Origin of the sequence: Streptomyces niger, assembly GCF_000718305.1 — a bacterium.
Taxonomy (GTDB): Bacteria; Actinomycetota; Actinomycetes; order Streptomycetales; family Streptomycetaceae; genus Streptomyces; species Streptomyces niger.
This window is the reverse complement of the sequence record NZ_JOFQ01000023.1, coordinates 83,776-99,253: the sequence shown is the minus strand read 5'-3', so window position 1 is coordinate 99,253 and position 15,478 is coordinate 83,776. Positions and strand designations below refer to the sequence as shown.

Annotated in this window: 10 protein-coding genes; 3 read left to right on the top strand and 7 right to left on the bottom strand. The window is 68.5% G+C overall.

Features of this window, described 5'->3' with window-relative positions:
• Positions 1 to 1,046 precede the first annotated feature (1,046 nt).
• Together IF20_RS31435 and IF20_RS31430 are read right to left on the bottom strand one after the other, a co-directional pair.
• Complete coding sequence (locus IF20_RS31435; RefSeq protein WP_052868785.1) at positions 1,047 to 1,631, bottom strand: hypothetical protein; 585 nt, start codon at positions 1,629 to 1,631, stop codon at positions 1,047 to 1,049.
• Positions 1,632 to 1,732: 101 nt separating this feature from the next.
• Positions 1,733 to 2,854 carry a hypothetical protein gene (locus IF20_RS31430; RefSeq protein WP_199896838.1) on the bottom strand — a complete coding sequence of 374 codons (1,122 nt, stop codon included), beginning with the start codon at positions 2,852 to 2,854 and terminating at the stop codon, positions 1,733 to 1,735.
• Between the two features lie 1,069 nt (positions 2,855 to 3,923).
• Here IF20_RS31430 and IF20_RS31425 point away from each other — a divergent pair.
• Together IF20_RS31425 and IF20_RS31420 are read left to right on the top strand one after the other, a co-directional pair.
• Positions 3,924 to 4,574 (top strand): LysE family translocator, encoded by a 651-nt coding sequence (locus tag IF20_RS31425; RefSeq protein WP_052868783.1) that lies wholly within the window; start codon positions 3,924 to 3,926, stop codon positions 4,572 to 4,574.
• A 743-nt stretch (positions 4,575 to 5,317) separates the two neighbouring features.
• A complete protein-coding gene (locus tag IF20_RS31420) occupies positions 5,318 to 5,941 on the top strand; it encodes a histidine phosphatase family protein (protein WP_110944713.1) in 624 nt (207 codons plus the stop codon).
• An 814-nt stretch (positions 5,942 to 6,755) separates the two neighbouring features.
• Here IF20_RS31420 and IF20_RS31415 read toward each other — a convergent pair.
• Positions 6,756 to 7,766, bottom strand: coding sequence for an SDR family oxidoreductase (locus IF20_RS31415; RefSeq protein ID WP_199896837.1), 1,011 nt, complete (start codon positions 7,764 to 7,766; stop codon positions 6,756 to 6,758).
• Positions 7,767 to 8,195: 429 nt separating this feature from the next.
• On the bottom strand, positions 8,196 to 9,431 hold the full coding sequence (locus IF20_RS31410; RefSeq protein ID WP_234426894.1) for a methyltransferase domain-containing protein: 1,236 nt from the start codon (positions 9,429 to 9,431) through the stop codon (positions 8,196 to 8,198).
• A gap of 628 nt (positions 9,432 to 10,059) precedes the next feature.
• Here IF20_RS31410 and IF20_RS31405 point away from each other — a divergent pair.
• Entirely contained in the window at positions 10,060 to 10,896 is an 837-nt protein-coding gene (locus tag IF20_RS31405; protein WP_052868782.1) for a PIG-L family deacetylase, read from the top strand.
• Between the two features lie 546 nt (positions 10,897 to 11,442).
• Here the strand turns inward: IF20_RS31405 and IF20_RS31400 are convergent.
• The 3 genes from IF20_RS31400 to IF20_RS31390 form a co-directional block, all read right to left on the bottom strand.
• Positions 11,443 to 11,715, bottom strand: a complete 273-nt coding sequence (locus IF20_RS31400) for an nSTAND1 domain-containing NTPase (RefSeq protein ID WP_052868781.1) — start codon at positions 11,713 to 11,715, stop codon at positions 11,443 to 11,445.
• Between the two features lie 30 nt (positions 11,716 to 11,745).
• Entirely contained in the window at positions 11,746 to 13,623 is a 1,878-nt protein-coding gene (locus IF20_RS31395; protein WP_052868818.1) for an ABC transporter ATP-binding protein, read from the bottom strand.
• Between the two features lie 1,142 nt (positions 13,624 to 14,765).
• Complete coding sequence (locus tag IF20_RS31390; RefSeq protein ID WP_052868780.1) at positions 14,766 to 15,047, bottom strand: peptidylprolyl isomerase; 282 nt, start codon at positions 15,045 to 15,047, stop codon at positions 14,766 to 14,768.
• Positions 15,048 to 15,478 lie beyond the last annotated feature (431 nt).

Genomic DNA, 15,478 nt, shown 5'->3' with positions numbered 1-15,478 from the left:
TGCGTGTCGACGACAGGTGTTGCGAGGGACATGGAGTGTGAGGAGTACACCACCTCAATGATGGTTTTCGAGGGCACCCGCCGCACGGCACCACCGTAGTCGTGCTGCCACAGTGCTCCGCGTAGTCGTGCTGCGATAGTGCTTCGCGTAGTCGTGCTGCGACAGTGCTCCGCCGCGACTACCGCGGCGATTCGCCTGCGGCAATGGCACCGTGAGCTGCGCACGGTGTACCGGTCGTGGTCATCTGACGTGCGAGCCGGACGTGCCGTGCGGTGAATGCCGGGAGACGACCCCGTGCCGGGCCTGCGGCGGCACCGCGCAGTGGGACCACCCCCGCGCGGTCCTCGCCGCAGGCCAGGAAGTCTCGGCCGACTGCTCCGGTGCGGCGCAGTGGGCAAGGCCCTGCACCGGTTGCCGCGGCCGTGGCCGTACCACCTGCCCTCGCTGCAAGGGCACCGCAAAGATCACCTGCCTGGCCTGCCAGGTCCGAGGCACCACCGAGCACGCGGCATGCGGCGGCCAGGGACAGACGGTCACCTGGACCGAAGGCGTCATCACCCGTACCCCCGCCACCGAGCAACTCCGCCGCCCGGAGGCCCTGCCGCCCTTCGTACGCTCCGTCGCCCGCGCCGCCGGCGAGTGGAGCTCCGCCCACTTGAATGGAGACGAGCCGCTCCCCAAGGGCCTGGACCCGGGCATCACAAGGCGGCAGAAGCCCTCCGTACCGCAGGCCGAACGAGGTTTCCCAGCGCACGGAGCTGAGGTGGCCGCCGATGGTTCCGGCTCGACCACGGACCCATCGCTGGCGTCCCTCCACTAATCAATCGAAGGCGTCTCCGCGGCCTGGCGTCTTCGAAAGAAAGGTTGGAGTGGGTGAGGAGCGGGGGAAGGCAGGTGACGGGGCGTCACAAGGTGCTGTGCGCAGCGGGCTCGGCCGCCGTCGGAATCGGCCAGGAAGCCAGGAAGTCCGTGCAGCTGGGTCCGAGCCAGAGACTTCTGCTATTCCTCCTATTCCTCCGCCTCCTTTTATTCTTCCCTCTACCCTCTTATTCTTCCTTTTCTTCCTTCTGGTCCTCGCGCCATAGTGCGCCGGTGGTGCTGTCGGCCTTGTGGACAAGCGGTGGTTCGTGCGGGCCCTCGGTAGGCCAGAGTTGCAGGAGCACCGTCTCCACCGGCGTGTTCTCGTCGCGGTCTTCGCCTGCATCGCGGTGGCGGGCGTGGACACGCAGCCGGTAGGTGCCGGGCCCGGGGAGGGGGAGGGGGATCTCCGGCTCGCCCTCGCCCCAGATTTCCAGAGTGTTGCCGGACCAGGGCACTGTCAGCTCTGCGATGTCCTGCCAGACCCGCCTGTCGTGCCAGTCTCGCCTGTCCTGCTTGTCGTGCTTGTCCTGTGAGTTCTCCCCGCTCAGGTCGGGTGCGCGATCCCAGAGCTGCGCGGTGACCTCGACCTGTCCGAGGTGAGTGCCGCAGACGATGAGGGGCCCGGAGGCGGTCAGGGCTACCAGACCGGTTGCGGTGGCGTCGAAGTCACCGTCGTCCTCCGGGTGCTGCATGACATCGGGGTCGTAGAGACGGAAGGTGTTGTCGCTGATGAACAGGCGACCGGCGGCCTCGTGAAGCAGTGTCGGCATCGCGGGCAGCTCCTATCGTTGGCCGGCAGACAGGGACGAGGGCAGGCCCCGAGTATGCAGCCTGCCCTCACCTCACCCTCGTGAAAGGGGGATTGCGCCGCTCAGCTGGAGCCGCAGCCCACCGGGCCGCGGGGCTGGGGCGGCGCGACGGCCCCAGCAGGCTTGACGACCTCCACCCAGAACGCGTCCTCCTCCAGGACCCGCTGGGAGTTCTGCCACGCCTTCTTCAGACTGCCTTCCTTGCTGTTGTGCTTGGCGTTGAGGAACTGGCACGAGTAGTCCAGATTCCGGCTCGCGCCCTCATACGAGGCGGCATACGGGTACTCATCGCAGGACTTCTCCGGCTCGTCCGGATCAGCCGGCGGCTTGGGTACCCCCTTGCAGGAGACCTTGCGATTCGCCTCCTGCAGAGCTGGATCCATCGTGCGGTGCAATGGATAGCCCTTGTGCGGGGCGCCCCACGGATGCTGCAGGTTCCGCTGCGCCCAGTCGATGTGCCAGGCGACCTCGGCCACTCGGCCGTCGCTCACCGAGACCTGCCAGGTCGGGGTGTACTGGGGGAACACACAGCCGCCGTCCTTCTGCGGGCTGACATACGGTGTGTTGTCACAGCGCACCTTGCCTGCGATGGTCTCCAGATTGACCGGCGTGTAGCGCGGGAAAGTGATGTTGAGGCGCTGGCCCCAGTCATCGGTGTTCAGTTCTTCGCCCACCGAGTCCACGGAGAACGTATAGGTGCGCGTGGTGCCGGGGGTAAGGAGCTGGGAGCCACCGCCGGTGGCCCGGCACGTGGCACACTTGAAGGACACGGCGCCCTGTCCCAGCCAGCCTTCCGGCACGGTGGGGCGAGAGAGGGTGACTTTCGCGGTGTAGTCGGCCTTGTGGCGATTGCGGGGATCGAGCTTGCCGTTGACGGTCATCGCCAACTGCGCGGTGCCGTTCACCTGGCCCGTAGAGGCGTCCTTGAACTGAATCGTGCCGGTCCCGCTGTAACAGGACGTGGTGCGGTCAAAGGTGAATTGGTTGACCGCGCAGGTCACGTCCTTGGGATGGGCCCCGGTCGCCCCGTCGTTCCTGGGTGCGTCGGCAGTCTTGGGTGCGTCGGCAGTGATCTTCTTGACCGGTGCCATCTTGATCTCGGTCCGGCCGCTCGTGTTTCCCCCGGCGTCGCCGTCGGCGTGTGCCGGCGTACCAGTCAGCGGGATGAGCAATGCCGCGGTCACCACCGCAACTAAGCCGGCCTTGCGGGTATTTCGCGTTCTCACAACGGTGTCCCTCCGATGGTCAGTCGGTTGACGTGACCATGCTTGGCACCGATGAGGCGTGAAAGTCAGCTCCTTTCCACAAACGGCAGGAGACGGCACTCAGTTCTTCACAACGGTCTCCTGAGCAACACGAATAGATGCCCGTCTTCCCCTGCATGGCGTGCACGGCGTGCAGGGCACTGGCTCGCAACGGGCTGCGATGTGCCTCGCGCGCGTCGGTCGGCCCGGGGGACGCCTCGCCAGCGAGACCATGCCGGACGGACGCGACACCTGACCCGGCAGACCGGTTCGGTCACCACCCGACACCGGCGCCGTATTCGCCGCCGCACTGCGCCACGTCGAGCGGCTGGCCGACGCGCCCCGAACGAAGCCGTCCGGTACGGCGTCAGAAGGGCCTTCGTCTCCGCCCTGAAGATCTGTGACGGGATGGCGACCGACGAGGTCGAACCGTACCTGCACGCCCGGGCTTGGCTGACGTGCTTGGCCGGCGGCGGTGCCGAGGTGCTGGGAGGCGAGCTCCGGGCCGGGATGCGCTTCGGGCCGGGATGAGCTCCGGGCCGGGAAAGGTATCTGCGGACATGTCCGCCGCGTAGTCTTCGGCGGCGATGCGCAGGACGGCGTGCGTATCGGCGTACTGCCTCACGAAACGCGACAGGCGCCCGGTACGAAGGTCGGCGATGTCCTACCGCACCAGTGCCTGCGCTTCGCACTCCTTACCGGCCCTGGCACCGGCGCCGACTGTGGAAGCCGTGCTAGCAGCGGCAGCGGCAGCGGCAGTGGCAGTGGCACTTGCACTGGTAGTGGCAGTGGCAGTGGCAGCGCAACAGGGGAACGGTGGGGGCTGACCCTTTCGAGACGGCAGGGGGAGGTTAGCGCGCGGTTCGATCTCGACGAAACGACCGGTGGCGACCGCGGCTGGGGTGTTGGCGTGGTGAGGTGACGGTTGTTGCGGTTCGGCACGCTGAGCCGCACGTGGCCGTGGGCTGTTAGGTTGCCACCAGGCGAACGTATGTACGGAGGTTTTGTTGTGGTCGGGTTGGGAGCAATAGCAGGGATCGCGATGGTGGAGCTCGGCATGGTGCTGACGCCGGGGCCGAACATGATCTACCTGGTCTCCCGCTCGATCGCCCAGGGCCGTCGGGCGGGGCTGGTCTCGTTGGCCGGGGTCGGCCTCGGCTTCCTGGTCTACCTCTTCGCGGTGTCCGCCGGTATCGCCACCGTCTTCGCGCTGGTGCCGGAGGTCTACCTGGTGATCAAGCTGGTCGGAGCGGGCTACCTGCTCTGGCTGGCCTGGAAGGCCGTCCGACCGGGCGGCCGATCCGCCCTCGCGCCGCAGGAGCTGGCGCCGGACGGGACCCGCAAGCTCTTCCTTATGGGCTTTCTCACCTGCCTGCTCAATCCCAAGGTGGCCATCCTCTACATTTCGCTGCTGCCGCAGTTCGTCGACCCGGCGCTCGGCCATGTCGGTTGGCAGGGCGTGGCGTTGGGGCTGACCCAGATCGCGGTGGGTGTGGCAGGCAACGCGTTCTTCATCGTGACGGCCGGCTCCGTCGCCGGGTTCTTCGGCCGGCACCCGCTCTGGCAGCGCCTGCACCGCTATGTGATGGGCACCGCGCTGGCGGGCTTCGCCGTCAAGATCGCCACCGAACGAACGGGCGCGGCGGTCGCCCTGCGCTGACAAGCTGCAGCTGAGTGGTGAGTAGCTGAGTGCCGGGAGCTGAGTGGCGGCAGCTGGGTGCCGGGTGCTGAGGGCGGTGACTGCAGGTGAGCTGACACCGCCGGTGTCCATGGCCGGCCGATGTTGGACACGGCAGTAGCGTCTGCTCCCGCTTCGCGCTGGAGGCAGCAGCTTCGTCTGATGGGTTGGCTGTCGACCCCAAGGAGATTGCCGTCCTCGGCTCGCTGGCCTCGATGTCGCCACGGCGTGTCAGACGCCGCCAACCTGCACGTTCTCGGCCGGGCCGCGTCCTCGAAGGCCCGGGGCGTAGCTGGTTCGTCTTCTTGGTTTCGTGGTCACGACGGCGCAACCATGGCGTGAGACGGCGAGACTCGTGCTCCCCACCCCAGGGGCACACCTGGCACCCCTTGCGCGGGACGGTGGCCGGCCGACGTTGAGCCGGACAAGAGGCGGTGTGCTGGAGAGTGTGTTCCCGGTTTCGGGGGCCGAACGCTGCTGGGAGTCAGGTTGCCACCGCCCCTTTGTCGGGTAGCTGTGTCACGCGTCAGAACCGGCACCGGCTCCTACCGCCTCGCCGCCAGCTCACGAGCAGGAGTCGCACGAACGGGGGGAGGCCGGCAGGCCGACATACGTCGCCGACGGTTGCCTGGGGGCGAGGTGTTCATCGGCGCCGGAACCACACGGCGCAGGGCAGCGTCCGTCCAGGCGTTGACAAGATCGCAAATGCTGACGGAGGAGCCGCTGTGGTGGGAAGAGCTGCCCGATACCTTTACCTTGCGCGGCACGGCGAGGCGTCACGGGATGAGAGTGAGCTGACCGACAACGGACGCCGGCAAGCGATACTGCTGGGCGAACGGCTTCGACGCAGTCCCCTCACGATTGTCCAGCACGGCCCACTTCCGCGAGCGGAGCAGACCGCCCAGCTGATCTGTGAGCGGCTCGACGGCGTTCCCCTGCAGCCTTCCGCGCTGGCCGGGGACTACATCCCCTACCTGCCGCAGCGAGATGAATTGCCGCCGGAATCGGCGGACGCCATGCTCGCTCGTCTCTCCCAATTTCCCCCCGAGGAAAGCGAGAACGGCCCAGAGCTGGCTCAGGCGGCACTCGCACGCTTCACCGGCCCTGTCGACGGCGACGAACCTCGCCACGAACTGATCGTCACGCACAACTTCCTCATTGGCTGGCTCGTGCGAGCCGCCCTCGAAGCGCCGAAGTGGCGGTGGATGGGCCTCAATCATGCCAATGCCGCACTGACCGTCATCCGCTATGCGCCCGGTCGCCCTGCGGCGGTGCTCTTCTACAACGACATGGGGCACCTCCCCACCGAACTGCGTTGGACCGGCTTCCCGCGCGACCTCCGTATCTGACGGCGGGCCCCACTCATCGCATTGGTAGGCATGAGCTGAGGAACTCGGTCATCGTCAGCGCGATCTCGATCTGTATCTGTCATGCCGGACACTTCGCTGTTCGTTACACGGCGAGAGAGGCGACAGCGGCGAGGCCGGCGAGACGAGACCGCAAGTTCGAGCTGCTCCAACGCTGGCAGCAGCATGTACTGGGTACACCGCAGCCGCTCCCGTTCCGCAACCTGCCGGCCTTCGCCAAGGAGGGGCCGGGAACGCTACGGCATCGGCCCGGACACCCGAGCCCGTCTCGACGCCCATCTGGCCGAGAGCGCACGCCATGTTGAGCGGCCCCTTCCTCTCATCGCCCGGGCCGCACGTGCCTATGCCGCACGTGCCTATCTCGACGTGTGTTTCTTCCACCCGTCCGACGACGGAACGCCCGGTCCGCCTTCCTCGCTCTCGCTCGTCTTCGTCCTTGCCTGCGAGGGTGCCGCGCTGGAGGGGGCAGCCTGCTGTGTCGCGTCACCTTCCAGGTCGACGAGCCGCAGGACGCGCTGTCCCTCACGCGGTATGTCGGCATCCACCCTTCGGAGACTCGACGCCACGCCACCTCACAGTGCTGTGAATGACCGGCATCTGACGACCGGAGACGCTGAACTGTCCGACGGTGTCAGGTGTCAGGTGTCACCGATGTTCTCTGGGCGCGGGGGAGGACTACAAGCCAGCCGGCCACGGCCATGGTGCGCAGTCGCGGCGGATTCGGGACGGGGTGGGAAGCTCTGGCTGTGGTCGCGGTCGGTGATGCCGACGCCGTAGCTCTAGGCGTACAGGGACGTCATCCGGGACGTCGCCCGGTACTGCCAGCGCCTCTCGGGCTATCAGTGCCTTTCGCGCTACCCGTGCTTCCCGCGCTACCAGTGCCTCTCGCGTTGTCTGTGCCTCTCGAGCTACGCGTGTCTGTTGCGCTGCTGGCGCCCGACATACTGTCGGCGCGGCCGCCCGCGCCGAGGAGGCCGGTCGCGTCGAAGGACCCCTTGTCGATGAGGCGCGGCAGCTCGCGGCGGGAGAGCATCGTGACGACGGACGGTATGGCAGCCCGTACCAGTTGGGTCGCCTGCAGCCAGGCCGGCTGGTACACCGCCGGCCGCCGGCGTTCGATCGCGCCGACCAGCCAGCCGGCGACGTGCGCCACCGGATACACCTTGCGGGCCGGCGGTGGCATGTGGCCGCGCAGCTCCCGTAGGACCACGTGCTGGTCGGCGTCGCGGATCATGTCGGTATCGGTCCAGTTGATATAGGCGATGCCGACGCCCACCCCGCGGTGTGCCACTTCCGCGCGCAGCGAGTGGGCGAAGGACTCCACGCCGGCCTTGGAAGCGCAGTACGCGCTCATCATGGGGGCGGCGCCGATGGCCGCGAGCGAGGCGATCTGCAGGAAGTATCCGTGGGTGGCGAGGAGGGAGGGGAGGAAGGTACGGGCGGTGACGGCACTGCCGATGAGGTTCACCTCGATCACCCGCCGCCAGGTGGCAGGGTCGGACTCCGCGAAGGGGCCGCCTTCCGCCACGCCCGCGTTGGCCACGACGACGGAAGGGAGCCCGAACCGCTCGCGGATCTCCTCGGCGGTCCGAGCCATCCCGCCGTCATCGGTGACGTCGACCTCCCAGCACCAGGATTCGCCCGGCAGGGACTCGCGGACCTCCGCCAGTGTCTGTTCCTCGCGGCCCAGGAGGGCGACCTTCGCGCCGCGCCCGGACAGGTCCCGGGCCATCGCCCGGCCCAGCCCGCGCGCTGCTCCCGTGACGACTGCCGTCCTGCCGTGCAGCGGGCTCTTCGCGGCCGCCATGGAACCACTCCCTCAACCGCCGACACGTACATGGGGTGCGCTGTGCCCACCGTAACGGGGTGCGTTGTGCACCGTAGGCGTCGACGGTGGGGTGCGTTGTGCCCACCGTAGGCGTCGACGGCACGGACGGCCTCTCTTGGCGCGGCCCTACTGGCTCTGCTGACCCGGCTGGCCGTGCGCGACTCCATTCCGTCCCGGTGGCAGGCGGAGCGTCCGTACGTCCGTACTCCGTATGTCCGTACCGGGGCGCCAGCAGGCGAGGACGTCCGGCCGCCCTACCCATCCCCCTGGGCCCTTGGCGTATCGCTGCCGCCTGCGCTGCGCGCCCTGTATCTGTTGCACGACGGTGCGGAGGGCACGTGGGACTGCGGGGGGAGGCGGGGTCGGCCGCAGGAGAGCGAGGCGGCGTGCTGGCATGCCCAGAGCTGGTCAGGATGACGGTCGCGGTGGGTTTGCTGTCGCTGCTCGCGCGCGGACGGTGTGCCGTACGCTGCCGTGCCCGTCCGGAGTGACGGTGAGGCGGTGCTGGTGGACGTCCGGTCGGCCGGCTCGGACCCAGTCATTGTGTGCGGCTTCGATCTCGTTCCAGAGGTGGCGTGGCCCGTGCTGTTGGACGGCGAAGGTATCGAGCTGCTGGCCGTCGTAGTCGATGGCGGCCCACGAGGTGGCGTCGTCGTCGGCGAGCCACAGTCGGACGTGGGCCTGGTCGGTCTCCGTATCCCAGGAGTGCCACACGTCGGGGGCGCGGAGGCCGATGGCGAACTGAGCGTCGTAGTTCTCGCCGGCGACTTGCCAGGGGGAGAGAGAGCTCATGGCACGGTCCGGCTTCTGCCCGGGGCGGAGAAGGTCGCGTTCGAGTTCGACGTCCGGGCGCTGCCCGCGCATCGTCATGTAGGCGCCGTAGGGGGCGAAGGGGCCGCTCGCACTGCCGTCGTCGTGCCGGGTGAGGGCGAGCGTGCCATAACTGATCCAGGCGCTGCTCCATGGGGTGATGATGCGGGCGCCGGGGCGGGTCTGGGCGAGCCAGGCCGCAGGAACGGCGCGTACGGAGCAGGTGGAAATGATCCGGTCGTAGGGGGCGGCGGGCGGGTGTCCGTGGGCGCCGTTGCCGGTGACGACGGTCGGGGTGTGACCGGCTGCCGTGAGGTTGGCACGGGCGGTCTCGGCGAGGGCAGTGTCCACTTCGATGCTGGTGACGTTCTCCGGGCCGAGGCGGGCGGAGAGGAGGGCTGCGTGGTAGCCGGTACCGGTGCCGATCTCCAGGACCGTGTGGCCGTCGGCGAGGTGTGCTGCTTCCAGCATGCCGAGGACGGTGCCGGGGGCAGAGGCGGAGGACAGCGGCTGCTGGTAGCCGTCCTCCTCCATGTGGAGCGCGGTGATCAGAGGGATGTCGCTGTAGGCGGCGTGCCACCAACGGTTGGGCGAGGCGCTGCGGTCGGGGGAGGCGTTGCGGTCGGGGGAGGCGCTGTGGTCGGGCGAGGCGCTGCGGTCGCAAGGGGTGTAGCCGCCGGTCCCGTCTCGGAGCCAGATCCGGTCGGGCAGGAACAGGTGCCGGGGCACTTGGTGCAGGGCGCGTTGCCACTCGGGTGGGACGGGGTGGCCGAGCCAGTCGGCGACTTCGGCGAGCAGCCGACTGGTCTCGGGTGGGGCGCTGTGCGTCGTCACCGGCGTTCCGGGGCTGGGGGTGGTGTGGGCTCGGGTGGCGGGATGGGGCGGCCGGGTTGTTGGCCGTCGTCTCCGATGGGTGAACGGTGTTTTGCATCGGTTGCGCCTTGGTCCACTGGACACCCCAGGGTCGTCACGGTCTGTACCGAGGAAGCTACCGGAGTGGCGTCATCCGTCGCGAGGGCGCGTGACCCGCGCACGGTCGGCGCGGTCGAGTCGGCACGAGCACGAGCGATACCGCGCCCCTGTAGCACTACGTGAACGCGCCATGGAAATTGAGAAGCGACACCTCTTGTAGGGTCTTGAATTCCGTGCCGAAATTCCGCGGCTGGTGCCGGAAGAAAGTCGGACCCGACATGGCTCTGAGACGGCAGGTCGCCCCCGTACCTCGTTCGCCTGGAAACGCCGGCGCCTGGAAAACCAAGGCCGCCACCGCCGCGCCGGGAACAACCGGTCCGGTCGGCACGGTTGCATCGATCGATGGACCGGCGCCGCACAGGCGGGGAATACGGAGACCACGAGGTCATCCGCCCGACCAGGATCCGGGCCACAGGGACGCGGTACGCCCACCGTGCACCAGGAACAAGAGCACCAGGAACAAGACGGATGTCCGCAGGAGGACTGTTTCATGACTGACCGGCCCTTGACGCTCATGGCCGTACACGCCCACCCCGACGACGAGGCCACCTCGACCGGAGGAATCCTTGCGCAGTATGCGGCGGAAGGCATCCGCACGGTTCTCGTGACGTGTACCGACGGCGGTTGCGGTGACGGGCCGGGGGGTGTGAAGCCGAGCGACCCCGGACACGATCCGGCGGCCGTTGCCCTGATGCGCCGTCGAGAACTCGAGGCGAGCTGTGAGGCCCTGAAGATCAGCGACCTGGAAATGCTGGACTACGCCGACTCCGGAATGATGGGCTGGCCGAGCAACGACGCCCCCGGATCCTTCTGGCAGACCCCTGTGGAGGAAGGTGCCGCCCGACTCGCGGAACTCATGCGGCATTACCGACCCGACGTGGTCGTCACCTACGACGAGAACGGCTTCTACGGCCACCCCGACCACATCCAGGCCCACCGCATCACGATGGCGGCGCTGGAGATGACGACCGAGCTGACGCCGAAGGTGTACTGGACGACGATGCCCCGGTCGGGGTTGCAGCGGTTCGGGGAGATCATGCGCGAGTTCGGTGAGGACATGCCGGAGCCGGATCCTGCCGAGGCCGCCGCGATAGCCGAGCTCGGCCTTCCCGACGATGAGATCACCACATGGGTGGACACCACCGCATTCAGCGGTCAGAAGTTCGATGCGCTGGCCGCGCACGCCAGTCAGGGCGAGAACATCTTCTTCCTCAAGATGGGTAAGGAGAGGTTCGGCGAGTTGATGGGCATGGAGACCTTCGTACGCGTCAAGGACGCCACCGGCGCGGCCGTACCCGAGAACGACCTCTTCGCCGGACTGCGCTGACCTGTCCGTCTGCCCGTCCGTCCGTCTGCCCGTCCGTCCACCCGCCCGGCCTATCTCTCGGCCGGGTCGTCTGTGTGGAAAGTGGCCCAGGCAGGTGACTTCGTGGCACGGCCGGGCCGCGGGTGTCGAGCATGGCTTCCACCACTGCTGCGGAGGCGCGGGGGACGAGACGGCCGGCGGAAGTGGCTCGTCGGGGGTGTGGCTGTCCTGGTCGGCAGCCCCCTGCCAGCCGGAGTGCTTGCCCCTGTGCGCCGCCTCTGACTGGCGGCTCATCCCGATGTGGGATGCGCCGCCAGTTACCGGAGCGGTGCGTTCCATAGCGGCGCGTCCGGAAGCGGCACATTCCGAAGTGGTGCGTTCCATGTGAAGGTGCGTATCCCGAGTGTGCTCAGCGGCGGGGGTGATGGGGCGATGGGGCGGTGGGGCGATGCAGCGACGCTGTTTGGCGCAAGGGGGCTCGTGCCAGTCGGTAGGCCGGCTGGTGCGGTCACACAGTGAGCGCCGCCTGTCCCTGCGGGGCGTGCTCCGCGCCGATCCGCGCCGCGCTCATCGGGCCCACCAGGAGGGGGCGTTGTTGAGAGCGGTGGCCGGGTCCCAATGCTCGGTACAGCGGCCGAAGAAGCCCGCGCGCAGCGCCAGCACCACGCGCAGCCGGCTGTCCGGCTGTCCGGCTTTCCGCTTTCCGGCGGTGAGTACTCGCTGCAGGAAGGCAGTGCGTTCGGCGGGGTCGGTGCAGAGGGTGAACTCGGTGTTGTCCGGGCTGCGGGACGTACGACGGGGAACGTACGACGGGGAACGTACGAACCGAGCCCGGACCATAGCCGCAGTAGCACTGCGCGTCGGGGCGCCTCAGGCGGGGGCCGGGTCCTGCCTGCTTTCGCTCCGGGCGGGGATGGTGTCGGAGGTGACCTGGTAGGACAGCAGCTGCTGGAAGTGGCCCGGCTGGCGGGCGAGTTCCTGGTAGGTGCCTTCCTGCACGATGCGTCCCTCGTCGAGGACCACGATCCGGTCGGCAACGGCGACGTTGGTGATGCGGTGGGTCACGAGCAACACCACGCGGTCCTGCGCGAGACCCCGCAGCCGCTGGAAGATCTGGTACTCGGTCGGGGGGTCGAGGTTGGCGGTCGGCTCGTCGAGGACCAGAAGCCCGGCTTCGCGGAAGAAGGCCCTTCCCAGCGCGATGCGTTGCCACTGTCCGCCGCTCAGTTCCTCCCCGCTGAGCCACTCCCGGGCGAGCAGGGTGTCCAGACCGGCGCCGAGCGTGGCGATGACGGCGTCCGCACCGGCGGCCTCGCAAGCTTCGTGGACCGCCGCATCCCCACGCGGCGAGGGCTGCCCGAGCGTGACGTTCTCTCGCGCCGTCAGCGGCCACCGGGCGTAGTCCTGCGGCACCAGCGCCACCTGCTGCCACAGCGCCTGCGGATCGGTGTCCCGGGTGCTGACCCCGTCCCACAACACCTCTCCCTCGGTCGGCAGATACAGACCGCTGACCAGCTTGGACAGTGTTGACTTGCCCGAACCGTTGAGACCCACCAGCGCGGTCACCTCACCGCGGTGCAATGTGAGCGAGAGGTCGGACAGTGCGTTGCGGCCCTTGCCTGCGTACCGGTGGGAGAGCGACTTGATCTCGATTTTCGCCGGCGGTTCGGGGCGGTGGGTGCCGCGCTGCATACGAAACCCACCGGCCCGGTCCAAGAATCCGGTCCAGTCGTCCATGTACAGCCCGGTGCGTACAGCCCGGGATCCGATGGCGACGAGCCCGCGCACGGACTGACCTGCCGTTTGCAGGGCGAACACGGCCGCGCCGGCCCGGCCGACGCTGATGCGGCCGGTGGCCAGCAGCCACACCACCGCCGCCCACACGATCGCCGAGCCAAGCCCGCCGCAGACCGCGCCCACCAGGGAGTACCGGGCCCCTTGATCGGCGGCGGCGCGGTCCTCGCGGTTGATGCGGGAGACCGTGCGCCGGTATCGGCCGGAGAGGAAGGAGGCCATGGTCCCGGCACGGATCTGGTCGGCGGCATCCCGGGTGTAGATGTGCCAGCGCAGTACGGACAGCATCCGGTTGTCGCCGTTGCTGCGCAGGTTGGCCAGGTAGCGCACCCTGGCGGCGCTGACCTGGGAGATGGCCTGCGGCAGGCTGGCGGCCACCAGCAACGGCAGCAACACCGGGTGCACGCCGGCCAGCACGACTGCGCCGGCGAGGAAGGAGGCGGCGGAGGCGATCAGGTCCTGCCCCTCGTTGATCAGATCCCCGGTGACTTGGGCACCCCGGTCGGCGGCTTCGCGGTCGCGGTTGAAGTCCGGTTCGTCATAGGCGCTCAGTTCCACTTCGGTGCAGCCGTCGAGCAGCATTTGCTCGGCCTCGCGCGTCATCAGCGGAGATAACCGGGAGGAGAGCCAGTTCACGGCGATTCCCATCACTGCTCGCGCACCGGCGGCCCCGGCGAGGAGCAGAATGGACGGCCACGCCTCCAGCAACCGCTGGAAGACATCCCCGCCGGACAGCAGCGCGGTCAAGGTGCCGCTGATCGCGACCAACCCCAGTGCCTGCATGATGCCCGACAGTGTTTGGCAGACCAGGAGCCCCACGGTCGCCGGCCGGTCCACCCGCCAGGCCAGTGCCAGGGAACGTCGGACCAGCCGTGGCAGGCGCCGGGCCATGTCCAGTAGCCGGATCGACCTGCCGGCAGCCTCCCGGCTCCCGGTCAGATCCACGTACCGCATCTCCGCCCCGTCGGCACCGTCCTCGCCCTCGACGGTGCGGCGCGTGGTCTGCTGGGGCACCGTCACCCCGTCTCCCGGCGAAGCGCCGAGGTCGACGCTGGTTCTTTCCGCGGACTGGTCGGACTGGTCGGGCTGGGCGGAGTAGGCGGAGTGGGCGGGCTGGTCTTGGTCGGACGGCTCGGTCGACGGGGCGTGGCCGCTGCGCGAGGTGCGTGCGGTGCCCGTACGGGATTCCTGCGGCGGCTTGTTCATGCCGACCACGCCCCGTCGGCCGCAAGGCTCGCTGCAGCGTCAAGGCGGCGCCCTCTCCTGGGGGCCGGCGGCACGCCAACACGGAGCCGTTCGATTCCGGCCGGTCCGGACACATGAACAGGGGTAAGCGCCAAGGCGTCCTCCGTATGGATGGGCGAGGGGTACAGGTGCTCCAGAAACGACCCCGAGAAGGGCCGGGTAACGGGTATACAGCGAACACGTGTTCTCATGTGTGCACCTGGCCCGATGTACGGCCATTGCTGGCTCCGCGGGTCATTCGAACGGCGTCGAGTCGCCCCGGCGGGGGATTGCCCGCAGCTGGTTTCGGGAAGCGGTTTCCGACGAATGAGCCCGGGCCGGAGGGCAGAGGGTAAACCGGAGGACAGAGGACAAAGCAGTGCACACAGTGCGGCCTTTCCCTGCCCACGGCCTTCCCCTGCCCGCCCACGGCCTTGTCCTCGGTCTCGGTCTTGGTCTCGGCCTTGCCCTTGGCCTCCATGAGCGTCCGCATGCGAAGCTCACGCAGGCTTACCTCGCCGAGTCCTGATGCACTGACCGCAACGCCGAGTTCTCGCTGCTGCGCCCCGGTGACGATGCGTCACGCCACCGGTTGACGCACGCAGGCCTTCGCGGGCGGCGTACGCGTCGAGGGCGGCGGCATGCTCCGCGGTGGATCTGTCCAGCTCGGGGTGCTCAGTTGCTGCGCTGCGTAGGGGATACGCGACGCACACGCCACGGCCCGTCCGGCCACCCGTCCGGTTCACCCGTCCGGCCCAGTGGTGGGGGCGGGCCGTGGCGTCATGCCTGGCGGAACACCTCAGTCGGATGTGAGAGAGGCAGGCGCAGGCGTACGGGTCGTCGACAGCTCTGCTGTACAGGCAGCCATCGCGTCAGTCCTGGCGGCTGGTCACCTCGATGAGGTGAAACCCGAACTGGGTTTTCACCGGCCCCTGGACCGTGTTGAGGGGGGCGGAGAAGACGACTGTGTCGAACTCGGGAACCATCTGCCCCGGGCTGAACGAACCGAGGTCACCACCCTGGCGCCCGGACGGGCAGGTGGAGTTCGACTTGGCGACCTCAGCGAAATCTGCTCCAGCGCCAAGCTGAGCCTTCAGCTCATTCGCCTTGTCTTCAGAGGGCACGAGAATGTGACGTGCAGAAGCCTTGGCCATGAATTACATCCCTTCGAGTTACATCCGTCGACCTCAGCCGGTGTGCGAGGCCGTGGCCACCATTTAAGCGTGATCAGTGACCGTCTGTCCGGCTGCGACCAGGCGCTCGACCACTGCCCGCAACTGGTCGGCGGTGACGGCCGCAACTTCGTCGGTAGGGACGAGCCGGACCGCGTCAAGGATCTGCGTCCACGGCGTGCGGCCAGATGTGAGCGCGCTCGAATGCCGCGTGCTCGCCAGAACGGCTGTTCTGCCACGTCCAGGCCGCTCCCGCCGTGGCCGCGTAGATCCATCCCGGGCGGCCCAGCACGTCAGTGGCCGGCGCTCTTCGCTCTTGGCGCCGGCCACCGTGGCGGGTACCCCCAAGCGGTGTCAGTGACATCAGCGGTATCAGCGACGTCCACGGTGTCCGTGACGTCAGCGGTGTCAGC

Bases quoted from the DNA above. Each gene is read 5' to 3' on its own strand.
- IF20_RS31435 (WP_052868785.1), bottom strand. From the start codon at position 1,631: ATGCCGACACTGCTTCACGAGGCCGCCGGTCGCCTGTTCATCAGCGAC.
- IF20_RS31415 (WP_199896837.1), bottom strand. From the start codon at position 7,766: ATGGCGGCCGCGAAGAGCCCGCTGCACGGCAGGACGGCAGTCGTCACG.
- IF20_RS31405 (WP_052868782.1), top strand. From the start codon at position 10,060: ATGACTGACCGGCCCTTGACGCTCATGGCCGTACACGCCCACCCCGAC.
- IF20_RS31400 (WP_052868781.1), bottom strand. From the start codon at position 11,715: ATGGTCCGGGCTCGGTTCGTACGTTCCCCGTCGTACGTTCCCCGTCGT.
- IF20_RS31395 (WP_052868818.1), bottom strand. From the start codon at position 13,623: ATGCGGTACGTGGATCTGACCGGGAGCCGGGAGGCTGCCGGCAGGTCG.
- IF20_RS31390 (WP_052868780.1), bottom strand. From the start codon at position 15,047: ATGGCCAAGGCTTCTGCACGTCACATTCTCGTGCCCTCTGAAGACAAG.